At 58.9% G+C, this 25,575-nt stretch carries 24 protein-coding genes, 1 tRNA gene and 2 pseudogenes; 7 read left to right on the top strand and 20 right to left on the bottom strand.

Annotated elements, in window-relative coordinates; translation table 11 throughout:
- Window positions 1-5: 5 nt before the first annotated feature.
- The 7 genes from rbsD to ACA052_RS09640 form a co-directional block, all read right to left on the bottom strand.
- Window positions 6-410: a D-ribose pyranase gene (rbsD, locus tag ACA052_RS09670; protein ID WP_497649452.1), complete on the bottom strand. Its 405-nt coding sequence runs from the start codon at window positions 408-410 to the stop codon at window positions 6-8.
- A complete protein-coding gene (rbsK, locus tag ACA052_RS09665; protein ID WP_497649451.1) occupies window positions 407-1,324 on the bottom strand; it encodes a ribokinase in 918 nt (305 codons plus the stop codon). Before rbsK ends, rbsD begins: the two co-directional genes overlap by 4 nt.
- Window positions 1,325-1,380: 56 nt before the next feature.
- Entirely contained in the window at window positions 1,381-2,400 is a 1,020-nt protein-coding gene (locus ACA052_RS09660) for a LacI family DNA-binding transcriptional regulator (RefSeq protein ID WP_497649450.1), read from the bottom strand.
- Between the two features lie 3 nt (window positions 2,401-2,403).
- A complete protein-coding gene (locus ACA052_RS09655; protein ID WP_497649449.1) occupies window positions 2,404-3,381 on the bottom strand; it encodes an ABC transporter permease in 978 nt (325 codons plus the stop codon).
- Window positions 3,378-4,931, bottom strand: a complete 1,554-nt coding sequence (locus tag ACA052_RS09650; RefSeq protein WP_497649448.1) for a sugar ABC transporter ATP-binding protein — start codon at window positions 4,929-4,931, stop codon at window positions 3,378-3,380. Before ACA052_RS09650 ends, ACA052_RS09655 begins: the two co-directional genes overlap by 4 nt.
- A 55-nt stretch (window positions 4,932-4,986) precedes the next feature.
- Entirely contained in the window at window positions 4,987-5,943 is a 957-nt protein-coding gene (locus ACA052_RS09645; RefSeq protein WP_497649447.1) for a sugar ABC transporter substrate-binding protein, read from the bottom strand.
- 190 nt (window positions 5,944-6,133) lie between these two features.
- Window positions 6,134-6,580 (bottom strand): hypothetical protein, encoded by a 447-nt coding sequence (locus tag ACA052_RS09640; protein WP_497649446.1) that lies wholly within the window; start codon window positions 6,578-6,580, stop codon window positions 6,134-6,136.
- A 353-nt stretch (window positions 6,581-6,933) separates the two neighbouring features.
- Here ACA052_RS09640 and ACA052_RS09635 point away from each other — a divergent pair, with 353 nt between their 5' ends.
- The 3 genes from ACA052_RS09635 (at window position 6,934) to ACA052_RS09625 (ending at window position 9,169) form a co-directional block, all read left to right on the top strand.
- A complete protein-coding gene (locus ACA052_RS09635; protein ID WP_497649445.1) occupies window positions 6,934-8,022 on the top strand; it encodes an asparaginase in 1,089 nt (362 codons plus the stop codon).
- 183 nt (window positions 8,023-8,205) lie between these two features.
- Window positions 8,206-8,475, top strand: a complete 270-nt coding sequence (locus ACA052_RS09630; RefSeq protein WP_497649444.1) for a DUF1654 domain-containing protein — start codon at window positions 8,206-8,208, stop codon at window positions 8,473-8,475.
- A gap of 4 nt (window positions 8,476-8,479) precedes the next feature.
- Window positions 8,480-9,169 (top strand): endonuclease, encoded by a 690-nt coding sequence (locus ACA052_RS09625; RefSeq protein WP_497649443.1) that lies wholly within the window; start codon window positions 8,480-8,482, stop codon window positions 9,167-9,169.
- Window positions 9,170-9,225: 56 nt separating this feature from the next.
- Here the strand turns inward: ACA052_RS09625 and ACA052_RS09620 are convergent, their stop codons facing one another.
- Window positions 9,226-9,600 (bottom strand): SPOR domain-containing protein, encoded by a 375-nt coding sequence (locus ACA052_RS09620; protein WP_497649442.1) that lies wholly within the window; start codon window positions 9,598-9,600, stop codon window positions 9,226-9,228.
- A gap of 250 nt (window positions 9,601-9,850) precedes the next feature.
- Here ACA052_RS09620 and csrA point away from each other — a divergent pair, with 250 nt between their 5' ends.
- A complete protein-coding gene (gene csrA / locus ACA052_RS09615; protein ID WP_007938114.1) occupies window positions 9,851-10,045 on the top strand; it encodes a carbon storage regulator CsrA in 195 nt (64 codons plus the stop codon).
- 207 nt (window positions 10,046-10,252) lie between these two features.
- On the opposite strand, the gene ACA052_RS09610 is transcribed toward csrA, so the two are convergent.
- Both ACA052_RS09610 and ACA052_RS09605 read right to left on the bottom strand, forming a co-directional pair.
- A complete protein-coding gene (locus tag ACA052_RS09610; RefSeq protein ID WP_497649441.1) occupies window positions 10,253-10,708 on the bottom strand; it encodes a DUF2214 family protein in 456 nt (151 codons plus the stop codon).
- 147 nt (window positions 10,709-10,855) lie between these two features.
- Window positions 10,856-11,050, bottom strand: coding sequence for a hypothetical protein (locus ACA052_RS09605; RefSeq protein ID WP_497649440.1), 195 nt, complete (start codon window positions 11,048-11,050; stop codon window positions 10,856-10,858).
- A 264-nt stretch (window positions 11,051-11,314) separates the two neighbouring features.
- Here ACA052_RS09605 and ACA052_RS09600 point away from each other — a divergent pair, with 264 nt between their 5' ends.
- On the top strand, window positions 11,315-11,521 hold the full coding sequence (locus tag ACA052_RS09600) for a hypothetical protein (RefSeq protein WP_497649439.1): 207 nt from the start codon (window positions 11,315-11,317) through the stop codon (window positions 11,519-11,521).
- An 80-nt stretch (window positions 11,522-11,601) separates the two neighbouring features.
- Here ACA052_RS09600 and ACA052_RS09595 read toward each other — a convergent pair whose 3' ends face one another.
- On the bottom strand, window positions 11,602-12,009 hold the full coding sequence (locus tag ACA052_RS09595) for a hypothetical protein (RefSeq protein WP_497649438.1): 408 nt from the start codon (window positions 12,007-12,009) through the stop codon (window positions 11,602-11,604).
- A gap of 333 nt (window positions 12,010-12,342) precedes the next feature.
- Between ACA052_RS09595 and ACA052_RS09590 the strand changes: the two are divergent.
- A pseudogene (locus tag ACA052_RS09590) lies at window positions 12,343-12,564 on the top strand (DUF6124 family protein); the annotation flags it as partial.
- 60 nt (window positions 12,565-12,624) lie between these two features.
- On the opposite strand, the pseudogene ACA052_RS09585 reads toward ACA052_RS09590, so the two are convergent.
- Together ACA052_RS09585 and ACA052_RS09580 are read right to left on the bottom strand one after the other, a co-directional pair.
- Window positions 12,625-13,878: pseudogene (locus tag ACA052_RS09585) on the bottom strand (IS3 family transposase).
- A 121-nt stretch (window positions 13,879-13,999) separates the two neighbouring features.
- Window positions 14,000-14,076: transfer RNA gene (locus ACA052_RS09580), tRNA-Val, on the bottom strand.
- A gap of 183 nt (window positions 14,077-14,259) precedes the next feature.
- On the opposite strand from ACA052_RS09580, the gene ACA052_RS09575 reads away from it, so the two are divergent.
- On the top strand, window positions 14,260-15,543 hold the full coding sequence (locus ACA052_RS09575) for an NAD(P)/FAD-dependent oxidoreductase (protein ID WP_497649437.1): 1,284 nt from the start codon (window positions 14,260-14,262) through the stop codon (window positions 15,541-15,543).
- Between the two features lie 81 nt (window positions 15,544-15,624).
- Here the strand turns inward: ACA052_RS09575 and ACA052_RS09570 are convergent, their stop codons facing one another.
- The 7 genes from ACA052_RS09570 to ACA052_RS09540 all read right to left on the bottom strand — a co-directional run bounded on the left by ACA052_RS09570 (window position 15,625) and on the right by ACA052_RS09540 (window position 25,559).
- Window positions 15,625-16,596: an XdhC family protein gene (locus ACA052_RS09570; protein WP_497649436.1), complete on the bottom strand. Its 972-nt coding sequence runs from the start codon at window positions 16,594-16,596 to the stop codon at window positions 15,625-15,627.
- A 1-nt stretch (window position 16,597) separates the two neighbouring features.
- Window positions 16,598-17,833 (bottom strand): c-type cytochrome, encoded by a 1,236-nt coding sequence (locus ACA052_RS09565; protein ID WP_497649435.1) that lies wholly within the window; start codon window positions 17,831-17,833, stop codon window positions 16,598-16,600.
- Between the two features lie 2 nt (window positions 17,834-17,835).
- Window positions 17,836-18,375 (bottom strand): (2Fe-2S)-binding protein, encoded by a 540-nt coding sequence (locus tag ACA052_RS09560; protein WP_497649434.1) that lies wholly within the window; start codon window positions 18,373-18,375, stop codon window positions 17,836-17,838.
- Entirely contained in the window at window positions 18,368-21,199 is a 2,832-nt protein-coding gene (locus ACA052_RS09555) for a xanthine dehydrogenase family protein molybdopterin-binding subunit (protein ID WP_497649433.1), read from the bottom strand. The genes ACA052_RS09560 and ACA052_RS09555 overlap by 8 nt, the downstream gene beginning before the upstream one ends.
- A 424-nt stretch (window positions 21,200-21,623) precedes the next feature.
- Window positions 21,624-24,041 (bottom strand): TonB-dependent siderophore receptor, encoded by a 2,418-nt coding sequence (locus ACA052_RS09550; protein ID WP_497649432.1) that lies wholly within the window; start codon window positions 24,039-24,041, stop codon window positions 21,624-21,626.
- Between the two features lie 67 nt (window positions 24,042-24,108).
- The gene (locus ACA052_RS09545; RefSeq protein ID WP_497649431.1) at window positions 24,109-25,053 is read right to left on the bottom strand and encodes a FecR domain-containing protein; all 945 of its coding nucleotides are present in this window, start codon (window positions 25,051-25,053) and stop codon (window positions 24,109-24,111) included.
- Window positions 25,050-25,559, bottom strand: a complete 510-nt coding sequence (locus ACA052_RS09540; protein WP_497649430.1) for a sigma-70 family RNA polymerase sigma factor — start codon at window positions 25,557-25,559, stop codon at window positions 25,050-25,052. The genes ACA052_RS09545 and ACA052_RS09540 overlap by 4 nt, the downstream gene beginning before the upstream one ends.
- Window positions 25,560-25,575 lie beyond the last annotated feature (16 nt).

The following is a 25,575-nucleotide window of genomic DNA, read 5'->3' as shown; positions in this document are numbered from 1 at the left end:
AGAGGTTAGAACGTTACCCCGGCCACCAGCACAATGTTGCAGTAGGGCTGACATTCACCGGTACGAACAATGGCCCGAGCCTGGCGGCAGAGCATCTTGAACTGCTCGTGACTGAGTATCTCGCGCTGACCCAGCGCACCTTGAGCATTCAGCTCATCCAGCGTCGACAGCGCCGACGGCTTCTTCTCGAAAATCTCCTGGGCGAGCACATGGCTTTCGACCTGCATTTCGCTGAGCACGACCTTCAAGGTGCTGACGAAATCGGGAATACCGTGGGTCAACGCCAGGTCGATCAGCTCCACGCCTGGCGGCACCGGCAGACCGGCATCGCCAATCACGACCCGGTCGCCATGCCCGAGTGAAGCGATCAGCCGCGACAGTGCGATGTTGAGCAAAGGTGTCTTTTTCATGGTGCTTTAAAGGCCTGTACGTCGGACAAAGTGGGAATCGAGGGTTGCGCGCCGGCACGGGTGACCGACAACGCCGCGGCGACCTGGCCGAAACGGATCGCCTCGGCTTCGCTTTTGCCGGCCGCCAGGGCCGCGGCGAAACCACCGACGAACGTATCGCCGGCCGCCGTGGTATCAACAGCCTTTACCTTCGGTGCCGGAAAATGCTCGAAGCTTTTACCGTTGGCAAATAGCGACCCTTGGGCGCCCAGCGTGATGATCACCTTGCCGGCGCCCATCGCTACCAACCGGGTTGCGGCAATTTCGGCGGTTGCCAGGGAATCGACTGGCAATCCACTCAGGGCCGCGGCTTCGCTTTCGTTGGGAATCAGATAATCAATGGCTGCATACCAATCCGCCGGCAATGGGCGACTGGCCGGCGCCGGATTGAGAATCACCGTCTTGCCCAGCGCACGGCCACGCTTGAGCGCATGGCCGACGGTTGCGTCCGGCACTTCCAGCTGACAGATGATCACGTCTGCGGCTTGCAACACCGGATCAAAATGGTCAATCACCTCAGGCGTCAACGTTCCGTTGGCACCGGCGACTATGACGATTGCGTTCTGGCTGTTGTCATCAACCACAATCAACGCCACGCCACTGGAACCTTCGACAGTGCTGACCGCCTGGCAATCAATCTGCTCGGCCAACAGCGCAGCGAGGAGTTCTTTGCCATAGGCGTCGCTGCCTACGCAGCCAACCATCGACACCTGCGCACCCAGCCTTGCGGCGGCAACCGCCTGATTCGCGCCCTTGCCACCGGAGACGGTGGCAAACGACTCGCCGATCAGGGTTTCACCACCACGGGGCAACCTTGGTGCGCGGGTCACCAGGTCCATGTTCAGGCTGCCTATCACCACTACTTTTGCGGGCATACATGACTACTCATAAATTCTGTTTTAGCGGTGCTTTTGGTTAGCTGTTTTCAATTTCAACGAAACTGGGCGAACACGCCAGCCAGCGGCGCAGTCGACTCTCGCAGGACAATACTGGGGGTCACGATCCGTTGATCGGTGGCCATATCGGGTGTAGCAATCCGTCGCAAAAGCACCGCTGCTGCCATCTCGCCCAATTGCAGGATCGATTGGCCGACAGTCGTCAGCGCCGGATAAACGTAACGGCTCATCTGGATATCATCGAAACCGATCACTGACAGTTCGCTCGGTACACGAATATTGCGCTCGGCGGCGGCCCGTAGTACGCCGATGCCGATCATGTCGTTGCCTGCAAAAATGGCGCTGGGCGGGTTCTTTTCCAGCAGGATCGCGGCAGCACTGTAGCCGCCAGTGCTGGTGAAGTCGCTTTCCAGCATGCGCTCGCGAGGCACTTCGACGCCCGCCTCTTTCAAGGCGCGGCAATAACCCGCCAGACGCATCTGCGCCACGCTGGTACTTGCCGGCCCGCCAATGGTGGCGATGTCCCGGTGCCCCAACTCCAGAAGATGGCGGGTTGCCAGATAGGCGCCATATTCGTGGTCGATGCGCACCAGGTCGACATTCACGCCGTCCAGCCCACGGTCGACGATGACCATCGGCGTGCGCACGGCGGCCAGCCCTTCCGCCAACCCCGCATCGCCACCGGCCGATGCCACGATCAGCCCGTCGATGCGTTTCTCAAGCAGCACGCGAAGGTAGCTGCGCTGCTTGTCCGGATTGTCGTCGGAGTTGCAGAGAATCACGCAGTAGCCATTACGCTCGCAGTAATCCTCGATACCGCGCGCCAGTTCGGCGAAGTACGGGTTGAGGCTGTTAGGCACCAGCAGGCCAATCGTCGCGGTGGTTTTGGCTTTTAGCGAGCGGGCCACGGCGCTGGGCACGTAGTCGAGGCTCTTGATGGCCGCCTCGACCTTGATCCGCACTTCTTCACTGACCGGCCGGGTCTTGTTCACCACGTGGGAAACCGTGGTGTAGGAAATGCCTGCGAGGGCTGCTACATCCTTGATCGTTGCCATGACTCAGGTCCGCCGGCTTGCGCGCTGACTGCGATAAGTATCCAGCACCACCGCCACCACGATCACCGCGCCGGTGATGATGCGCTTGGTCGGTTCGGTCGCACCGATCTGCGCCAGGCCGGCCGCCAATACGGAAATGATCAGCACACCGAAGAACGTGCTGATGACCGAACCACGGCCGCCCATCAGGCTGGTGCCGCCGATGACGACAGCGGCGATCACTTGCAGCTCAAGGCCGGAGCCGGCATTGGGGTCCGCCGCTTCCAGGCGAGAAATCTGAAACAGCGCGGCAATACCGGCCAGCAGCCCCATCAGGCTGAACACCAGGATCTTGTAGGGCTTTGGATTGATCCCCGCCAGACGCACCGCCTCTTCGTTGGTGCCGATACCAATCAGGTAACGACCGAACACAGTTCGGGTCAATGCGGCCTGAGCGATGAAGATGACCAGCAAGGCAATTATGAACGAGGGCGAAATGCCGAACGCTATCGGGTTAGACAACCAGGCGAACGCATCACCGATGTAGGCCGTACGTGAACCGGTCATCTGGTACGCCACGCCGCGCGCCATTTCCAGCACGCCAAGGGACACGATGAACGACGGAATCCGCCACGCCACGGTGATCGAACCGGTGATGGTTCCGGCCAATGCCGCTACGGCCATGCCGAGCAATGCCGCAGGCAGCACGCCCCAGCCCCAGCCGAGAATCGCCACGCTGACCGTCGACGCCGCGAGGGCCAACACCGAGCCCACTGACAGGTCGATACCGCCGATGATCAACACGAACGTCATGCCCACCGCCAGGACCATCAAGTCCGGAATCTGGTTGGCCAGGGTGCTGAAGGTGTCGTAAGACAGGAAATGGCTGCTCAGGACCGAGAACAGCGCGACCATCGCCAGCAAGGCACCGGCCAGGCCCAGATAGGTGCCGAGGCCGTAAAAATTGCCACTACGTTTACCGGCAGACGTTGCAGTTTTCATGGTAGATCCCTAGGCGCAGCTTCGTTGAGCAACGCATCTCGTTTTTGGTAGCCGGCGAACGCGGCAGCAAGCAAATCATCCTGGGTCCAGCTATCGCGCTCGAAGGTGTCGATCAAACGCCCGGCCGACAGCACGCCGATCCTGTCGCAAATCAACATCAGTTCGCGCAAGTCGCTGGACACCACCACCAGTGCTTTGCCCTGGCGGGTCAGTTCACCGAGCAGTGCATAGATGTCGAACTTGGCGCCCACGTCGATGCCTCGGGTCGGCTCGTCGAACAGCATCACCGAGCAATCGCGCTCCAGCCAACGGCCGATCACGACTTTCTGCTGGTTACCGCCGGACAATTCGGACACCAGTTGCGTCGGGCTGGAACTGCGGATGCGCATGGCGTCGATCTGACGTTGCGCCAGGGACATCTCGTCAGCGTTGTTGACGAAACCGCCACTGGAAATCACCGGCATGTTGCCCAACGCAATGTTGGCGCTGATCGATTGGCTCAGCAGCAGGCCTTCACCCTTGCGGTCTTCAGTGATCAGGGCAATGCCATGACCGACCGCATCCGCCGGTGAACGAATACTCACGACCTGTGCTGGCGAACCGAGGGCGACCGTGCCGCTGTCCGCCACATCGGCACCAAAGATCAGCCGCAGCAACTCGGTACGCCCTGCCCCGATCAAACCGGAAATCCCGTAGATCTCGCCGGCGCGCACTTCGAAAGACACGTCGCGAACCTTGTCGGAACGGGTCAGCCCTTTCACCGTCAATGCCGGAGCGCCGATTTTGCGCGGGCCCATGTCGATGTGTTCACCGAGTTCACGCCCGACCATCAGGGTGACCAGCTGCTCGCTGTTGTAATTGGCCATCGGCTCGACGCAGACCAGATTGCCATCGCGCAATACCGCGATGCGCTGCGCCACCCGTGCGAGTTCTTCGAGACGATGGGAGATGTAGATGATCGACACGCCACGAGCTTGCAGGCGGGTGATCTGCTCGAACAGCATCTCGACTTCACGGGACGTCAGCATCGCTGTCGGCTCGTCGAGGATCAGCACATGGCAGTCGCCAATCAGGTTGCGGGCGATTTCGACCATTTGCTGGTGGCCAATGCCCAGCTCGCCGACCAGGGTATCAGGGTCGATCGCGTCAAGCCCGACCTGCGCCATGGCCGTGATCGCCGCCTTGCGCAATTGCTTGCGGCTGATCCAGCCGGCATTGCTGGGGAGATTGTCGAGAAACAGGTTTTCCGCCACCGACAGCGTCGGCAACAGGTTGAGTTCCTGCATGACCATGCGGATGCCCAGGTCTTCAGCCTGGGTACGGCTGCCGGGCCGGTAGTCCTGCCCTTGAAACTGCATCTGGCCGGTGGTCGGTGTGACCAGTCCGCCGATGATCTTCGACAGTGTGCTTTTGCCGGCGCCGTTCTCACCCGTCAGTGCCAGCACCTCACCACGCATGAGCGTCAGGTCGATGCCGGTCAGGACCGGTTGAGCATAAGTCTTACCGATACCGCTGACCGAGAGGACAGCGTTCGGGGCGGAAACTGACATAAAAAAATCTCCATGCGCTCGCCCGGAGGCGAGCACCGTTGTGTCGCCAGAAGGACTACTTGGTAACCAGCTCTACCGGAGTTTCAATGACACCGTTGGTGCCACTGTCGACCTTCTCGCCCTTGATGATTTTCAGCGCAGTCTCGATGCCGAACACGGCTTGCTTGGCAGCAAACTGGTCAGCGGTGGCCAGGACGCGGCCATCCTTGAGCATCGGCTTGATGGCGTTGATGTTGTCATAACCGACCACCAGCACCTTGCCGGCCTTGCCCGCCGCGCGCACGGCGGAAACGACGCCGACGGCCATGCTGTCGTTACCGGCCAGCAGGGCTTTGACGTCCGGGTACTCGCTGAGTATCGAGGCAGCAACCTTGTTGCCTTTGTCGATCTCCCAATCACCGGACTGCACAGACACGACCTTGATCTGCGCAGCTTCCATCGCATCCTTGAAGCCTGCAGTGCGGGCCTGGGCATTGGTGGTGGTGGAAACGCCTTCAATGATCCCGACTTCGTCGCCAGCCTTCAGTTGCTTGGCCAGGTATTCGCCCACCAGACGCGCACCTTTGCGGTTGTCCGGGCCTACGAACGGGACAGTGATGTTTTTGCTTTTGACCACGGCCGGGTCGAGCTGGTTATCGATGTTGATCACGGTGATGCCGGCATCGATGGCTTTCTTGATCACCGGAACCATAGCTTTCGAGTCTGAAGGCGCGATGACCAGCGCATTGACCTTGGCCAGGATCATTTGCTCGACAATGCGCGTCTGGCCAGCCGTGTCGGTTTCATCCTTGATGCCGTTGGAAATCAGCTCGAATTCGCCGGAGTGTTCTTTCTGATAGGCCTTGGCGCCATCTTCCATCGTCAGGAAAAATTCATTGGCCAGGGACTTCATGACCAGTGCGACTTTTGGTTTTTCAGGGGTGTCGGCGAAGGCCGAAGAGACGGGCAATGCGGCGGACGCAGCAGCCAGCATAGCGACAGCGAGAAGACGTCCAGCAAATGGCAGCTTCATGGGTTCACTCCGATCTTATGATTATTGTGAGCAACGCTTGCGCTGGCGTAGGCTTCAGCGGTTTGCCGATGGATCAAGCCATCAGCAGTGCCGCGCAAACGTTTGCGTAGATCGAACTATGCGAACCCTGTCGACATTTGTCAACGGCCGAAAAATACCATTTTGCACTTGGGCGGGCGAAGAACAGGCATTACGCAGTGGTGCTGATCATACTGCCGGAACTCGATTCCTTGGCCAATTCCTTGATCAGACTGCCCGCCACTTGTGCAAGCGCACTGCTGGTATTGGCGATCTGGCCCTGGATCGACATCACCGCGGTAGCCTTGGCTTCCGGTGTCGGGTAAGACGTAGCCTGAGCGGCTGCTAGTTGCTGCTGTTGTTCGCGCAGTTGCTGTTGAAGTTCCTGCATACGCTTGAGCAGCATCTGCACCGCAACACTTTGCGTACTGCTTTTTTCGGATTTGTCCGAGGCTGGAGCACCGCGCCCTGTCTTCACCCGATTGTCTTTGCTGTCTTCCTTGCCCGACAACGGCACCGCTGTCTCTGTTGCCGCATCACTCGACGTATCAATCGCCGTTGGCGTTTTGCCACCGATCATGATGGCGGCTGCATTTGGAAAACCGACGGAAAACGACATTCGAACTCCCTTGAGAAAAGATCCTTTAGAGAGGCATCGACCTGCGCCCGGGTTTCTTTAGTGCTGATTTTCGATCTGACAGAGTGACGTGTTTAATCGGTGCAACCGTCCTTGTCGGAGAGCCGAACACAAATCCCAAACATATTCGGAAACCCGGACAACACGCTGTTTAAGTCACCGCAAAGCCACGCCTAATAGTTGATATAAATCATATGGTTAAACGTATTTTTCGATTCCAGATACTGCTGGTACAGATCCTGCTCTCTCCTCTCTCACCCCCGGCGTTCAGATCGCCGTGGGGCGTATCTAGATGAACCTGCATCGGCACCGTCTCACTACTAGAGAGAAAAATAATGACATCTGCTTTCAAGACCTTCATTCCGGGCGCTTTAGCCCTCTTGCTCCTCCTGCCTACCGCCCTTCAGGCGAAAGAAGTCGAAACCAAACAGAAACTGGCAAACGTGGTGATCCTGGCCACCGGCGGCACCATCGCCGGCGCAGGCGCCAGCGCTGCCAACAGTGCGACCTACCAAGCGGCGAAAGTCGGCATCGATCAACTGATCGCCGGCGTTCCGGAACTGAGTCAATTGGCCAACGTTCGCGGCGAACAAGTGATGCAGATCGCATCCGAAAGCATCACCAACGACAACCTGCTGCAACTGGGCCGTCGCGTGGCTGAATTGGCCGATAGCCCAGACGTCGATGGCATCGTCATCACTCACGGCACCGATACGCTGGAAGAAACGGCCTACTTCCTGAACCTGGTGGAAAAAACCGACAAACCGATCATCGTCGTGGGCTCCATGCGCCCGGGGACCGCAATGTCGGCTGACGGCATGCTGAACCTTTACAACGCGGTGGCTGTGGCCAGCAGCAAGGATGCATGGGGTAAAGGCGTGCTGGTGACCATGAACGATGAAATCCAGTCGGGTCGTGACGTCAGCAAAATGATCAACATCAAGACTGAGGCGTTTAAAAGTGCCTGGGGCCCGCTCGGGATGGTAGTCGAAGGCAAGTCCTACTGGTTCCGCCTGCCGGCGAAGCGTCACACCATGGACTCGGAATTCGACATCAAGAACATCAAAAGCCTGCCAGACGTCGAAATCGCCTACTCCTACGGCAATGTCAGCGACACCGCCTACAAGGCGCTGGCCCAATCAGGCGCCAAAGCCATCATCCACGCCGGCACCGGCAATGGCTCGGTCTCTTCGCGAGTCGTTCCAACCCTGCAAGCCCTGCGCAAGGATGGCGTGCAAATTATTCGCTCGTCCCACGTCAACGCCGGTGGTTTCGTGCTGCGTAACGCCGAGCAGCCTGACGACAAATACGACTGGGTCGTGGCGCATGACCTGAACCCACAGAAGGCTCGCATCCTGGCGATGGTTGCACTGACCAAGACCAACGACAGCAAAGAGCTGCAACGGATGTTCTGGGAATATTGATTCACCTTCGCCCGGTCGACTCCGACCGGGCATCGCGGTAACCACTCGCCAGCCTTGGCGAGTGGGTTCACGCCGCTCATCTGACGAAAAAATCCTTTCTTCCTACACCAAACGGTAAAAATGCTGTCAGAGGATTTTCTTGAGTTTTAAGCAGTTGCGAAAACGCCTACAGTTAAATACTGTATGCACGTACAGCTTAATAAGGATAAATCCGTGGCCTCTACCTCTGTCTCTCCTGACGCCTATGCACGCATGGGCATGCGCGTTCAGAAAATCATCAACTCCCCCACCGCCCAGAAAGCCAAAGCCGCACTGATCTTCCGTCTACCTGACGAACCCGTGGATGAGTGGGAACAGTTGCTCGAAGAAATCGATGAAAACGACAACGTCACGCTCGCCTATCGCGACGATGGTGGCGTGCAGATTTTCTGGGTTGTGCCGAAGGAAGACTGAGTCAATGAGTGTCCGTTGTTTTGCCTTAGTGTTTCTGCTGTTTGCCATGGGCGCTCACGCCGACGCCCCACGGACCTTCAGCGAAGCCAAGAAAGCCGCCTGGAAGTTGTACGCCCCGCAATCCACCGAGTTTTATTGCGGGTGCAAGTACACGGGCAACAAGGTGAATCTTTCGGCCTGTGGTTATGTGCCGCGCAAAAATGCCAAACGCGCCTCCCGCATTGAGTGGGAACACATTGTCCCGGCCTGGCAGATCGGCCATCAGCGTCAATGCTGGCAAGAGGGCGGACGAAAGAACTGCACGCGCTACGATGCGGTTTATCAGAAGGCCGAGGCCGATTTGCACAACCTGGTGCCGAGCATTGGCGAGGTCAATGGAGATCGCAACAACTTCAGTTTTGGTTGGTTGCCGGTACATTCGGGGCAATATGGCTCATGCCTGACCCAGGTCGATTTCAAGGCGAAGAAGGTCATACCCCGCCCTTCCATACGCGGCATGATCGCCCGGACTTACTTCTACATGAGCAAGCAGTACGGCTTGAGTTTGTCGAAACAGGATCGCCAACTGTACGAAGCCTGGAACAAGACCTATCCCGTACAAGCCTGGGAGCGTCAGCGTAATCAGAGCGTGGCGTGCGTCATGAGGCGCGGCAACGAATTTGTCGGCCCCGTAGACCTGAAAGCCTGCGGCTGAACAACGCTTGAAAAGACAAAGGCCTCGGGGGTGATACCCGAGGCCTTTGTTCGTTTCTACTGGGCAGCAGGATGTTCAAGGACCAGTAGTTGAATGTTCTGTTTCTTCGCCCGAGTGAGCGCGGCGTCGACCTCGACCTGTTTGGCCTCGGCCTCGGCTTTCGAACTGAACGGCCCCATCAGGATACGAGCCTTGCCATTTTCCATGACCACGTTGGAAATAAAGCTGTGTTCGATCAACCAGCCGCTCAGGTCGCTGACAGCCTGCGTGGTTTCGCCTCGCACCTCAAGATCCCATTGCGGTCCGGTTGTTGCTGCCGCCGATGCCGATGGGGCAACGACCGCCGGCTTGGGCTTTTGAGCGTCTACACCCTTGCCCTCACCGCATCCCGCCAACGCCAGCACTGCGATTACCAAGGCCATTTTGCGCACAACACTTCCCTCTGAATGCTTAAAGCGGCGATTTTAACATTCATGAATACTTCCCGAGTGCCGCAAAATGGGCTCAAAACAACGAGAATGATGGTTGCGGCCTCTGTATAGTTACGCCTTGGGAATTAATGCAGCATCTGCGCGTCAGAAAGAGGCACCCAAACCGTGAGACTTCGCACTAATCTATACATACCACCGACCTCTGCACTGTTCGAATCAGGTGCCCTACAAAGCAATCAAGGAGAAGACCATGCTGATACTCACCCGCAAAGTCGGTGAAAGCATAAATATTGGTGACGATATTACGATCACCATCCTCGGCGTTAGCGGCCAACAAGTCAGGATTGGCATCAACGCCCCGAAAGACGTTGCGGTGCACCGCGAAGAAATTTACCAGCGCATCCAGGCCGGCCTGACCGCTCCGGACAAGCCACAAACGCCCTGAATCCTGCTGCAGTCAGTAGCCAGCCTGTTCACTTTGGAATCACGGCTGGCTAAAGATTCATGTGCCGCATCGCCCTCTCTTTATGTGCTCGCCTCTCCCGAGTGGCCAATAACCCTGATTTCCTGAAGCCGATACTACTGGCTATTCTCATGCCATGACTGTCAGACGTTTCGGGTTAAGCCCTAGGAAGAGCCGGATCACATTCGGCTAACCGAACGTCACACCGCGCGCCATACCCGTGGCCGCCACCACCATCAGCAATACCAGCAGCGCTTCGACATGACTGATTCGTGCAAAAATCTTCGCACGCCCGGTCTCTATCGCTGCGCCCCGCCCCAACGCAATCCGCCATTTGATCAGCGTCACCATGGGTGCAACCTCAAGCAACAGAATGATGATGAACAGCGTCATCTTGAGGTGGAACAGTGGCTGATGAAGGTAGTAGTCGGTGCCTTTTTCGTACCCGCCGAAGGCACGCATCCCACCCGTGATCAGAAGAATGACCGCAGAAATCCCCCAAAGGTTATCCGCGATCAAAATGCTGCGGGCGTCTCCAGCCCCAATAGCGAGACGCCGAAACGCCGTGCCGCGAGAAAGCACCGCCCAAAAACCCAGGGCAAAAGCCAAGAGGTGAACGGCCGCAAGAAACCAGTGAGCCAGCATCGAGTTACTCCTGTCAGGACGAAGTTAAATCAGCCTGTCAGTAGTAGCCCATGAAATGAGGGAGTGCATCGCGCAGGGAAAACGTTACATGCCTTCGAACACCCGAGACACAGATGAAAAGAGCCCAGCTCGATGGCTGGGCTCCGGTTATCTTCTGTTTTCCATCATTTTGTTGGCGAGGGTTTTGGCCCTTTCGATCAACAGGTTCTGCCTGTCTTCGTGATTCGAACCCCCGACAACGGGTGCCGTCAGGTTACTCTCGGCGATCAACGCAGCGCAGAAAAATTGATCCCAAACAGCTTTGTCCTCGGATGTCGGCTTACTCGACGGGTTGGCGATCATATGCGGCTCCTTTTTGATGAGGTAGCGCCTGCCAGTTTACGCCCGAATCGCAAGCCCGAACGCAGCTCCACAAAGACTCCCGCCCCTCTCCTCGTCACCATTCGTCGCTTGGGAAACTTGGCCTGGCAAACACCCCCATGGCTGGCTTAAGGATTGCTAATACGCCCGTAGCGGCCCGAGAACGACGTAATTCTGACGCGGCAGCCATCAAATTAACGCTTAAGGACTCCAGCAATAAGCCTGGTCAGTCACCGGAGATGTAACGTGTCAACTCTCAATGAAATCGCAGCGAACCACGCGAGAATGGCCAAGGCAAAGGAAGAAGAGTCGACCGGACCGAGTGAGCGACACCTTCATATAGTAGGTAGCTTCGAAATCCCGTCCATTGATGAGCAGCAGCACATTCCACTGCACTTCATTGCCGGAGCTCAGGACAGCAATCTTGGACAGGCGACGGGTTATTCGCTCTGATTGCGAGTGACGGATTATCGACCTGATCAGACGCTGGGCTTGTTGCACTCAAGGCGACAGGCCCGCAAGAAAGCGCATGCTCAAGCGACCTTCATTATCTCGACGCGTACTCGCCCATCCGCCATGTGATGAAGATATTCGCGCCATTTTCTAAAGGCTTGGTGCTGTCTGCTGGAAGCTTCCTGCCATTGAGTGCCGCCGATGAGATCGACCGGGATGGACATCATCAGCGCGGTCGCAAGATCAAGCTCATCAATGAGCTCGCGTCCATTCGGCACATCGAGAATTAGAGATCGCATAGAAACCTTTTTTTTGGGGCTACTACATCGACTGGCTAACTGCCTGATCGTGCACAGGTTCCGATGAACGGTCCCCACCTTCTGTCGCCACGGGCTAAAGGTGAAGTGCAGCTGTCGGTTGCCAAAAGTATTCCCAACGCTTGCCCAAACAAAAAAATCTGCCTCTTTCTCTTTGAAAAAGCAGTGCATGTCCTTTCATTGAACATCGCCTGATAGCGCTTGTTTAAGCGCCCTCAAAGTTATCTGCTGAAAGCTACAAGACCTTGCGCCGTTGGCTACGCATACGCCAGAATCCGCCGGCTTGTGCGCCTTGGGCTCGCTCGGTAACTTGATACCCGTCACTGCCCATCAGTGATCGGGTTTAGTCGCCCGGCAAGGTTAAGCGGTCGCATGAGCGTCATGAGTCAGGTATTTGCCTGTGCTTTATGGTAGCTGTGCGCATGGCGTCCTCGGACGCGCCGGATTTCCGGTGTCCGGTGGATTCGGCGTTACTTTGAACATAGATGCTTCCCTTTTGTAGCGCGTACGCCCAGCACGCTGTTTACCGTGGACCCAACGGTTACGACTGAAACCCTGGTGGTTTATCTGGTCGAGACACTGGCCTCAGTCGATGTGATGGTCCATCACTTGGTGGATCTTCTGGACGGTGGATCGCGAAATGCCCTGCTGGGTATTTCCAACAGCATCATGCTGGCAGAGATCACGGCTAACCGGGTGCTGGATCAGATTGATCCGCGTGAGTAGGTCTGATTCGTTCTGACGAGGGGTTTGTCGGTATTGGGCTGGTGCGAATCGGCCTCATGTCTAGTCCTGAAATAGGTTTACACCTGTTTCACCCCAACGCCCGATGCATCGCATCGGGCGTTTTGTATTTCAACGACAGGTGCGGACGCTCGCGGTTGTAGATCGATACCGACTCGCTCACCATTTTCTTCGCCTGCGTTAAATCCTGTGGTCGCTGGAGCAAAAGCTCCGTCTTCAATATCCCGTTTACCCGCTCTGCCAGCGCGTTTTGATAACAATCGTAGCCGTCCGTCATCGAACACCTGATGCCGTGTTTCGCGTGCAGTTCCTGGTACATTCCCGAGCAATACTGGCTGCCTCTGTCCGAGTGATGAACCAGTGGCTGCTCCGTTCGACGGTGCTTCACCGCCCGGCGCAGCGCCTGTGCGACCGACTCGGTGTGCAGGCTTTCATGGACGTGATAGCCCACGATCTTTCGCGAAAAAGCATCCGTCACAAGGCTCAGATAGGCCACGCCTTCCTGAGTGGGCAGATAGGTGATGTCAGCCACCCAGACCTGTTCCGGGCCGCTGGGAACAACCTGATCAGGCCCAGGTTTGAGCAGGTTCGGATGGCGTCGAAAGCGATGATGGCTGTCAGTCGTCTTGTGATACGCCCGCTTACGGGCTACCAATAAACGCCGTTCGCGCAGAATCGAAAACAGGCGATCTCGCCCTACTTGCAGCTCAAGCAGCGGCTGACATTGCAGCAGGTAATGCAGCTTTCTAGTGCCCAACCGCGGCTGTCGCAGGCGCTTTTGCTGAACGAAATCGGCAACTTTCTGATCCAGAATCAGACGAGCAGCATCGGCGCGATTGCGTTTGTAGTAAGCCTGTCGGCTTATCCCCATGAACTGGCAAGCCCTGCTGATGCTCAGGTTTTGGATTCGTTTTTGCGTGAGGACTTGCCGGGACGCTTTTTTACGACAGAGAGACCGTAGTCATTTTTCAAGACGTCCACGACCGCCTCGAAAAACTGCGCTTTCTGATTGGACAGCGCCAACTGCTCTTCAAGCTCTTTGATGCGCTGCTCTGGCGTTAATGGTCGGTTTTTGTCGGGCATAGACCCCATCCTCGGCGAGCCAATGTAGGTGCCGGGGCTCCAATCTTGACGACCGTGCTTGCGTAACCATGTCAGAACGGTCGTTTTGCCTTGAATCCCGTAGCGCTCCTGAGCCTCTTTATAACTCAGCTCGCCTTTTTCGACCTGGTCGACGACCGACAATTTAAAGGTCAGCGTGTAGTCTCGCTGACTACGCCTTTTTGCTGATTCCATTACACCCTCCTGAAAAACAGATCAGAAGGTGTAAACCTTATTCAGGACGGGACATCAACAACAAAAAAGGGCCCACCTTTCGGTGAGCCCTTCTAGACCGCCCAGCAGAGCGGATTTTGTTTGGTAGGCGCGATTGGACTCGAACCAACGACCCCCACCATGTCAAGGTGGTGCTCTAACCAACTGAGCTACGTGCCTGCTGTGAGGCGGCATTCTACGGAATTCCGGAGGGGTGTCAACACCTTTTTTCGAGCTAACCCTATGAATATGCAAAATATTTAATTTCGCGGCTGCAAAGAAGATTTTCCGGTGGCTGGCGGTCGATTTTTAACTCGGGTAGGATCGACGCACTCGTAAAATATATTAAACAGAGGCAGCAGGATGGCGAACACACCTTACCCAGAGTCCTATTACGCCGCTTCGGCCAATGCGGTTCCGCCGCGCCCGGCCTTGCAGGATGAAGTAGAGACTGATGTCTGTGTGATCGGCGCCGGTTATACCGGGCTGTCCTCTGCCCTGTTTCTGCTGGAGAACGGTTTCAAGGTAACGGTACTCGAAGCCGCCAAGGTGGGTTTTGGTGCGTCTGGGCGTAATGGCGGCCAGATCGTTAACAGCTACAGCCGTGATATCGATGTGATCGAGCGCAGTGTCGGGCCCAAGCAGGCTCAGTTGCTCGGGCAGATGGCGTTCGAGGGTGGGCGGATCATTCGTGAGCGGGTCGCCAAATACAACATCCAGTGCGACTTGAAGGACGGCGGTGTGTTTGCCGCCATCACCGCCAAGCAGATGGGTCATCTGGAATCGCAGAAGCGGCTGTGGGAGCGTTTCGGTCATACGCAGCTTGAGCTGATGGATCAAAAGCGCATCCGTGAAGTGGTCGATTGCGATCAGTACATCGGCGGGATGCTCGACATGAGCGGCGGGCATATTCATCCGCTGAACCTGGCACTCGGTGAAGCGGCGGCCGTGGAGTCTTTGGGCGGCACTATTTATGAGCAGTCGCCGGCGGTGCGCATCGAGCGCGGCGCGAATCCGGTGGTGCACACGCCACAGGGCAAGGTCAGGGCCAAGTTCATCATCGTTGCCGGTAACGCGTATCTCGGCAATCTGGTGCCGGAGCTAGCCGCCAAGTCGATGCCCTGCGGGACTCAGGTGATTACCACCGAGCCGTTGGGCGATGCATTGGCGAAGAGCCTGCTGCCACAGGATTACTGCGTCGAAGACTGTAACTACCTGCTCGACTACTACCGCCTGACGGGCGACAAGCGTCTGGTCTTCGGTGGTGGCGTGGTTTATGGCGCGCGGGACCCGGCGAACATCGAGGCGATTATTCGACCGAAGATGCTCAAGGCTTTTCCGCAGCTCAAGGATGTGAAAATCGACTACGCCTGGACCGGCAATTTCCTGCTGACCCTGTCGCGTTTGCCTCAGGTCGGGCGTTTGGGCGACAACATTTATTATTCCCAGGGTTGCAGTGGTCACGGCGTGACGTACACGCACCTCGCGGGCAAGGTGCTGGCGGAAGCGTTGCGCGGGCAGGCTGAGCGTTTTGACGCGTTTGCCGATTTGCCGCACTACCCGTTCCCGGGTGGGCAGTTGTTGCGGACGCCCTTTGCGGCGTTGGGCGCGTGGTATTACGGGCTGCGGGACAAGTTCGGGTATTGACCCAACGTCAAAAGATCGCAGCCTTTGGCAGCTCCTACAGGGATAGGTGTAGGAGCTGCCGCAGGCTGCGATCTTTTGATCTTAAAGGCGATCCCGTGCAATGCCGCTGCGAATCCGCAAAATGTCGGCAAGCACCGCCAACGCGATTTCCGCAGGCGTCTTGCTGCCCAGGTTCAGACCGATTGGCGCGTGGATCCGCGCCAGCTCAACGTCACCCAAACCACCAATCCTGCGCAACCGCTCGAAGCGTTTCTGCGAGGTCTGCATCGAACCCATCACGCCAATGTAAAACGCATCAGTGCGTACCGCTTCCATCATCGCCAGGTCATCGATGCGCGGATCGTGGGTCAACGCCACGACCGCCGTATCGCTGTGACAGCCGCCATCGGCAATGAACACCGACGGTAGCTGACGACGAATCTCGATATTTTCCAGCACCACGCCTTCAAGCACTTCGTCGCGAGGATCGCAGAGAATCACCTCGAAACCCAGGCCCACCGCAAACTCCGCACAGGCGTGAGCGACGCTGGAATACCCCGCGAGCAACAAGCGCTGAGCGGCCCCGACCCGCAACCGGACGCGGTCGATCTCACGCTCTACGCGCGCGCCCTGCTCCCGATCATCGAGCAGGCTGCGCGCGCCACTGGCCAAATCGACTTCACGGATCAGCCGACGCCGGCCCAACAGCGCCGACTCCAGCTCCCGCAGATGAGCCTGGACCTCGCAATCGGGCTCAAGCGTTTCCACCAGCACATCGAGCACGCCGCCACAGGGCAGGCTCACCTGCGAGCGCGGATCGTCGCCCTCACCGTAACGAACCACGCTGACCGCACCCAGAAACGCACCCTCGGCGACGCGCTCGAGAAAATCTTCCTCGACACAGCCGCCGGACAGCGAGCCGATCCATTGCCCGTCAGTGTTCACCGCCAACAGCGAGCCTGGCGCACGCGGCGCCGAACCATAGGTGGCGAGCACGGTGCACAGCCAGATGCGCTGGCCTGCCGTCGACCATTCCAACGCCCGACGCACGACTTGCAGATCGAGATGCTGCATGTCAGTGCGCCTTGTGCTCGAGCGGCGGTGCATCGGCCCGCAACTTCTGCACGTCGTTTACCGCCAGATCAGCCGACTGACCACCCCACCCTTGGCGCAGGTAGTTCAGCAGGTCCGTGAGTTGCTCGTGGCTGAGCTTCTCGGCGAACCCCGGCATGGGTTGCATGTGCTCGAACCCGGCAAACTTCTGCTCACCGATACCGTCGTCGATCACCCGCACCAGGTTGCGCGGATCTTCCAGGCGCAGCGTAGTGTTGCCGCGCATGGCCACGGCGATGTGCGGCTTGCCTTCGCCACCCACCGCATGGCAACCGGCGCAGACGTTCAGATATTGCTGACGGCCGCGTTGGGCGCTGGCACTGAGTGTATCCAGCGGCACATCCGTCAGCAGCTTCGCCGCCGGCGGTTGATCGCCGAGCAGGAACGTCGCCATCGCCGCCAGGTCCGGATCATTGAGGCCTTGAGTGCTGTTGTGGAACACCGGGAACATCTCGTTGAACATCGTGCCTTGGGCGCTCATGCCGTGCTTGAGGAACGAACTCAGGTCCTGATGATTCCAGCCGCGAGCGGCCAGGTCTGTGGCCAGCAGGCTCGGCGCCAGATAGCCGTTGAGCAGGCCGCCGGTCAGGCGTTTGTCCTGCTGCATTGCCCCGGGCAAACCGCGCGGGGTGTGGCATTCGCCGCAGTGGCCGAGCACGTCGACCATGTATTGGCCACGCTTGAAGGCTTCGCTTTTGCCTTCGGTGGGCGACAGTTGCACGTCCTTGCCGTACAGCATGTTCCAGCCCATCAGCCCCAGGCGCACGTTGAACGGGAAGCTCAGGCTGGTGACCGGGGCTGCACGCTCGATCGGCTCGATGGTTTTGAGGTAGGCGTGGATCGCGTCGGAGTCTTCACGCGGCACCAGGTGATACGAGGTGTACGGCATCGCCGGGTACAGGTTTGCGCCATCGCGACGCTTGCCTTCGGTGAGCGCGGCGAAGAATTCGTCATCGCTGTAGAGGCCGATGCCGTGCTCTTTGCTCGGGGTAATGTTGGTGCCGTAGATCGTGCCGAACGGCGAGACGATCGGCAAACCGCCAGCATACGGCGCGCCGCCCGGTGCGGTGTGACACGCCATGCAGTCAGCCGCGCGAGCGAGATATGCACCGCGAACCACCTGATCGTCCGCCTGCGCCAGCACCACCGGCGCAGCCAGACCAACCGCCAACGCCAGGCGGGAAAGTAGATGCTTCATGCTTAACCCTCCTTGACCAGGCCGAGATCGGTCAGCACGTTGCGCGTCGCGCTGTAATAACGCACGTAGCCGGTGCAGCGGCAAATGTGATGGCCGAGGCTGTCCTCGATGACTTTTTCCAGCTGACTCTTGACGATCGGCTGGCGCTGCAGCTTTTCCACCAGCACGGTCGCGGCATTCACGAATCCCGGGGCGCAGTAGCTGCACTGGAAGGCGAATTCATCGACGAAACGCTGCTGGATCGGGTTCAGCTCAGTGACCTTGCCCGCCTCGTCGCGTTTCGCGTGGCCTTCGATGGTCCGTACTTTCTTGCCTTCGAAGTAATGCGCGCCGGTGATGCAGGTGCGCACTTCTTCGCTGGTGCCGTCCGGGTTATCGACGATGACCACGCAGGCGTGGCAGATGCCCTGACCACAACCCAGGCGCGAGCCGGTGAGGTTTTTGTATTCGTGCAAATAGTCGATCATCGGCAGGTCATCAGGGATGTCCACCGGGCCGACGGATTGACCGTTGAGGGTCAGTTGAAGCGGACGGTTAGCCATTGAGGGCCTCCTTGATGCGTGCAGAAGTGATAGGCAGGTCGCGGACCCGTTTGCCGATGGCGTGCGCCACGGCGTTACCGATGGCACCGACCACCGGGATCATCACCACTTCGGCGATACCCTTCGATGGATCGCTCGGCGACAGTGGCGGCAGAATCTCGGCCGTCTGCTTCCAGACCGCAACGTGGCGCGCCATTGGCAAACGGTAACGGTTGAAGTTCCAGTCGCCCTCCCCCGGCCCGCCTTCGTAAAGCGGCATCTCTTCCATCAGCGCGTGGCCGATGCCCATGGCGATCCCGCCTTCGAGCTGGCCCTTGACCAGTTCTTCCACCAGCACCCGGCCGCACTCGACCCACGAGTGATGGTTGAGTACCTGAACTTCGGCCGAACCTTTGTTCACTTTCAGTTCCACCAGCGTCGCGACCGGACTGTAGTAAGTCACTGCCGCGTTGTTCAGCTGGGTGTCCGGGTAATGCACGTTTTGCCGATCCAGCAGGTGGAAACCGGCGCTGGTCATCTGCGCCTTTTTCACGCTCGGAGCACCGTCGCCGTACTTGACCGCCAGGCCGTCGAGCGGCAGACGCTCACGCACGCCGTCGATGCTGAACTCAGCCTCGGCCCAGCTCCAGCGGTTGAAACCGTGCACGGTCGCGCCGGTCACCAGACCTTTTTCGTGGGCGTGTTTGGCCAACTGTTCAAAGCTCAGCGGCTGCATGCCGTTGGCGGTGAGTTTGCCGTCGACCCAATGTGCATCTTCGCGGCGCACCACGTACGGGTTGGCTTGGCCGCCGTATGGGCCTTGGCCCCAGATCTGCAACGCCGCCGGCCACAAGCCGTGGTTGAACAGCACGCGCGCCGCTTCTCGGGTGGCGTGGCTGAAGTAATACGCGGAGTTGGTCGCCGATGATGCCGAGGCCAACTTGCCGACCCAACGCGGGTTGCGCAGCAAGCTGTCCTGCTCGGCCTGGCTCATGATGTACGGGTTGCCGCCGCTGATCAGTTGCAACTCTTTCCATTCGGTCTGGCCGGTCTTTACTTCAGTAGCGGGAACGCCGAGGAAATCCGCCACGACCAATGCTTGAGAAGTCGACATGCCGGTGCCGATTTCGATACCGATGTGGCGCAGGGTCACGTGCCCTTCAGCGGTGAATTCGATGCTGGCCATTGGCGCTTCGGAACCGGTGCCGAAGTCTTTCTGGCAGATGGCGAAACCGGCGCCGTACCAGTTGTCCGGGTCCTGCGCTTCGCGTTGCTTTTTGATTGCGTCGCGGTTTTTCCAGACCTCGTGGACCGCAGCCTTGTCGAGAATTTCATGCAGGCGCAACGCACCGGCAGGGACCGCTCCCTGGGTATTTTTCATGCCCGAGACCATGGCATTTTTCTTGCGCAGGTCGATGGCATCAATGCCCAGGCGACCGGCAATTTCATCCACCATCATCTCGGTCGAGGCCATGCTTTGCAGGGTGCCGTAACCGCGCATCGACCCGGCTTCGACGGCGCGGGAGTGGTAGGCAGTGACCTGCAAATCGTTCTGCGGCATGTAGTAGATCGACTGTGCCGCCGTAGCGCCAACGGCCGCCACCGATGGGCTGTAGTTGACTCGTCCACCGCCATCGACGCTCATTTCGGCGCGGAAAATCTTGAAGCTGTAATCGGTCTTGTCCACCGCCAGTTGATAGCGGATGTCGAACGGGTGACGCTTGATGCCGCTCTGGAATTGCTCGTAGCGATCGTTGGCCAGACGCACCGGGACACCGGCGCCGTACAGTGCCGCGAGGGCTGCGTAGTAGACGAAGATGTTGTGGTCTTTGGAACCGTAACCCACGGTGTAGCCCGGGTGCATGTTCAGGTTGGCCAGGCCGAAACGCGACGGCGCGATCATCTTCGCGGTTTCGGTCGCAGCTTCCAGCGGGCACTGGGTCGCCACCACGAAGTGCAGGGTTTTGGTCGCGGGGTCGTACCAGCCGTTGCCGTTATCCGGCTCCATGGCGGCGGGTTCGATCGAAGGGGTTTTGTAGCGTTCGTCAAACACCAGCCAGTTGTCTGGCGGCGTGTCGATTTGCTGCTTCATGCGGTCGGCGTAAAACAGTCCGCGCTCGGTCAGGTTGCCGTGCAGGTCCGGTTGGGAATTCCATACGGGGCGACGGTTTTTCAGCATTGGGAACAGGATCGAGTCCTTCAGGCTGGCAAACTCATCTTCGTCCGCCGAGGTCGCGCCGCCGACGCGCACGTAACGGAAGCTGCCGTAGGGGTCGCCTTCGTAGAAAGGCACTTGGGCACCGTAACGAATCGCTTTGTCATTGAATTTGAGTTTGGCCTTGGCCTGGCGGAACCGCTCGAAGTCGTTCCAGATCAGGATCGCCACCGGGTGACCGATGAACATCGGCACTTTACCTTCCGGGAGCAGCGGATCCGGCGCGTGTTCTTCCGGGAAGACGATGCCGTCCTTGTCCAGATCGGCGGCGGTGACGATGCGATCGGGCTGCAACTCGGCGCCGAGCCACGACAGGTCGTAGCCTGCATAAATGCGATCGGCCTTGATGGTTTTCAGCAGCATGGCGTGGCCTTGCTGTTGGGGCCAACCCGGCATGTCCTTGGCGCGGATGTCGCGGGCAAAGACTTTGCTGCCGCAGACCTTGGACAAGGCGTCGTTACGCGAGCGCGCCTTGCCGTTGTTGCCGAGCCATTGCTCGGACGGCACGGTCACGCTGTTTTCCATCAGGGCTGCCAGCGCCTGACTGCTGAGCGGCGTAAGCGTGACGCTCACACCCGCCACCAGCCCGCCCTGAAGGAACGAACGCCGGGATATATCACGGTTGGACATGGATCATCCTCTGGGCGGTTATGGACCCGCCCTTCTGGTTATGTTCTGGAAATCTCGAGTCTTGCAGAAACCCTTTTTGACGAAGCAAAGGGCTGATTTTGACAGTGCAAAGCTGACCGAAAGGTTAAGTTTATAGGCTTATGCCTTTGCGGCAAACAACCAGATATAAAAAACTGACCAATGAATCAAATTACTCCAAGCGGACCTATGTTCTCCCGTAGCAGCTGTCGAGCCCCAGCGAGGCTGCGTTCGCCTCTGTAGGAGCGAGCTTGCTCGCGATGGACTTAAGTGCGCCGCGTTTAACCGGTAAACACGCGTTATCGTTAACGACCATCGCGAGCAAGCTCGCTCCTACAGAGCCGAACGCAGCCTCGCTGGGGCTCGACAGCTGCTACGGGTGAGTGCAGCGTCAGGGTTAGGCTGATCAGAAATCGACGGTTGCCGACAGGAGGTAGGTGCGCGGGGTCGAGAGTGTCAATCCGGGCTCGCTGTCGTCCGAGGCTCCGGCCGAACTCCAATAACGCTTGTTCGCCACGTTCTCGACATTACCGCGCAGGGTGATGGTTTTTTCGTCGATCCTGAACGCGTAGCGTGCGCCCACGTCGAATCGCTCCCAGGAATCGATGTCCTTGTTGTTGGACTGGTCCAGGTACTGCGAGCTGGAATAGAGGCCGCGACTTGTCAGGGTCAGGCCCTGTACGGTCGGTACGTCCCACTCGGCGCCCAGGTTGACGTTGTACTTGGGTGTGGCCGGAGCGCGATTGCCGTCGAAGGTACCGTTGGTGGTTTTGGTCAACTCGCTGTCGATGTACATCACGCCACCGAGCAGGCGGAAACCATTGAGCGGTTCACCGAACACACTCAGTTCCACACCGGTGTTCTCACGCTTGCCGTTGGGACCGAAGACGCGCGTCGTGGCATTGGTCTCATAGGCCGGTTGCTTGATCCGGAACACCGCGGCGGTCACCGCGAACGCTCCCGCATCGTATTTGGCGCCGACCTCGACCTGGCGGCTGATGAACGGCGGGAAGATCTCGTCCTCGTTGACCGAGGTCGATGGCGCGATCTTGCCCTGGCTCAGGCCTTCCATGTAGTTGGCATACAGCGATAGCTTGTCGGTCGCCTTGAACAGGATACCGCCCGAGGGCGACACTTTTTCCTCATCGTAGGCGGTGTCGCCTTTGACATTATCGGTCCAGTCATCAACCTTCACCCGCTGCCAGCGGGCGCCGAGGGTCAGCAGCAGCCGGTCATCAAAGAAACCCAGCGTGTCGGACAACGCCACGCCGCTGAAGCGGTTCTCGGTGTAGACCTTCGAGTCGAGTCGCGTAGGCCTGACCGGGGTGGGTGTTTCCACCGGATCGTAGAGGTTGCTGGGGGCCGCGGCGTAACGGGCGCCGCCATTCTCGAAGTCCATATAGAAATAGTTGGCGGCCAGGTTGACCTCGTGGCTCACCGGACCGGTATGAAACCAGTTGCGCACCCCTGCCGTGGCCGTCCGGACATTTTCGTCACGGGTGAAATCCCGCGGCAGCACACTGAAATCACCCGCGTCGTTGGTGACCGCCACGGCATGCCGGAGAAAGTCATGGTTGCTCTTACGCGCCCCGACGCCGCCGTACAGCATGACGGAATCGCTGACATCGAATTCGCCGTTCACCGTGCCGAACGTGTCGTTGGTACTCGCCTTGCTCCAGGGCTGCGCATAGTTGTGGCGCACATCGTTTGCATTCGGAACCTTCGCATTGGCGCCGACCTGAACGCGTTCCTGCGGGGCATCGGTATCACGTTCGGTGCGTCCGAGGTCCGTCGATAGTCGCAGGCGTTCACCGCGAAAATCCAGGCCCAGTACGGCCATCTCGCGGTCGACATTCTGGTGATCCCATTCGGTATCGCCCGACTGCTTCACGCCGTTGAAACGAATACCGAACTTGTTGTCCTCACCGAAACGCCGGCCGACATCCACCGCACCGCCGACCTGGCTATCAGAGGCGTAGCTGCCGGTGAACGACGTGATGGGCGCGTCGGTCGCTCGCTTGGGCACCACGTTGATCCCGCCACCCACGCTACCCCGCGGCGAGATGCCGTTAATAAGCTGGCTCGGGCCTTTGAGGATGTCGACGCGGTCGGCCATTTCCATGTCGATCGTGTAGGTCGGCAGGACACCGTAGAGACCGTTGTAGGAGACATCACTGTTGAACAGACTGAGCCCGCGTATGGTGAACTGCTCATAACGCCCACCCGCCGGGTTAGTGGCGCGAACCGAGGGATCGCTGGCGACCAGGTCGCCCAAGGTACGAGCCTGCAGGTTCTGAACCGTCTCGCTGGTATAGGTGGTCATGCTGAACGGCGTTTCCATGAAGTCTTTCGAGCCCAGCAAGCCTTGCGAACCGCGGCGTGCGACCTGGCCGCCGGCATACGGATCGCCATGCGCTGCATCCGTGGCACCGACAATTGAAGTCGCACCCAGTTGCAGACTGCTGCCTTCAGGCGCCGGGGTCAGGATGTACGCCTGCTCACCCACCGGCTGCAGTTGCAGACCGGAACCCTGCAACAACCGGGCAAAGCCCTCCTCGACCGCGAATTCGCCGGACAGACCGGCGCTGCTGCGACCGCTGACCAGCGCCGGGTCTACCGAGAGATTGACGCCAGCCAGACCGGCGAAGCGAGTCAGCGCATCGCTCAGGCTACCGGCCGGCACCTGATAACTGCGCCGGGCGCTGTCTTGCGCCCAACTGGTGGTGATGAACATCGGACTGGCACTCAGGCCCAGCAACAGGCTCAGGTGCAACAACGGACGCAGGCGGGAAGAAACCGGACGCGGATAGCAAGGTGCGGGCATTGAAATTGCTCTCTTGATTCGTTCACATGCCTTGAATGACAAGCGAGTCGAAAAAAGGGGACAGGCCTCACACACTATTTTTACGCGACCGCAGCGTGACCCAATAACGCGTCCGGGCATGGACCTCCAGTGGCAGGCTGGCCGCGAGCAGCGCCAAGACCCGATCGGTATCGTCCAGGCGGAAACTGCCCGTGACGCGCATCGCCTCCAGTGCCGGCTCCCAGCGCAGCACGCCGGGTCGATAAGTGCTGAGTTCGCGCAGAAAATCGCCTAGAGGCTGGTCTTTCGCCATCAGTACGCCTTCACGCCAGCCGGGTTGCACTACATCAAACGGTTGCACCGATCCGACGCCCATGGCCTGAAGCTCAACCTGCTGACCTGCACGCAACGCCAACGGCGACCCTTGTAACGGCTGTAATTGTGCGACGCCGTTGAACACCGACACCCGGCAACCCTGCGCGCCCTGGCGAACACACACCTCGCCTTGACTGACGATGACCCGGCCAAAGCGGGTCTGTATCGTGAACGGCGATGAGCCAGGCACTTTCAGCGAGATTTCGCCCTCCACCAGTTTCAGGCGTCGATGTTGTAAATCCACATCGACGGCACTGGCGGTATTGAGTTGCAGGGAACTGCCATCGGCCAGTTGCACGTGCTTGCGTTCGCCAGTGGCGGTGTGCAGGTCGGCGCGCCAGACATCCAGGGGTAATTGCCGGCTGATCAGCCAGGCCGCCGGCACCAACGCCACGGCGCCCAATGCGCGTTTGAGCACCGCACGCCGCCCAGGTTCTGGTCGATCGAGGCTGCTCATGGCTAATGCTGGCGGCAGGTCGGCGAATCGCTGGCGCAGGGCTTGAGCTTTCTGCCAGGCCTGCTCATGGCTGGCACAGTTGTCGAGCCAGCGCTGCAAATTCGCTCGATCCTGCTCATTGGCGGCGCCAGATTCCAGCAACGCCAGCCACTGCGCGGCCGCTCGGATGACCTGACGAGTATCGGGTGCCGGACTGCTCATAACGCCACCAACAGGCAATGCTCGTAGGCTTGCGCCATGTAGCGCTTGATCGTGCGTTCGGATACCCGGAGACGCTCGGCGATTTGCTGATAATTCAGGCCTTCCAGCTGGCTCCAGAGAAAGGCGCGGCGCACTGCCCGCGGCAATCCATCGAGCAGTTCATCCAGCGCTTGCAGGGTTTCCAGCAGCAGCCAGCGCTCCTCGGGGGACGGCACGCATTCCTCTGGCAACGAAGCCAGCGCATTCAGATAGGCCTGCTCCAGGCTGCGGCGTTTGTAGAAATTGCTCAGCAGGCGCTTGCCCACCGTCAGCAAATAGGCACGGGGCTCCTGCAGATCGGCAACTCGCTGCGAACTGGCGAGCAATCGCAGGAACGTATCCTGGCTGAGGTCCGCCGCATCACAGCCATTGCTCATGCGCTTTCTCAACCAGCCTTCAAGCCAGCCACGGTGATCGCGGTACAGGTCGTGAAGGGTTTGCTCCTTCGGCATCGCTGTATCACTCATCTCAAGAAGCCCTGTG

It is taken from the genome of Pseudomonas sp. LBUM1644, from assembly GCF_059716195.1.
The sequence above is the reverse complement of the archived record's forward strand: the minus strand, read 5'-3'. Positions and strand labels throughout refer to the sequence as shown.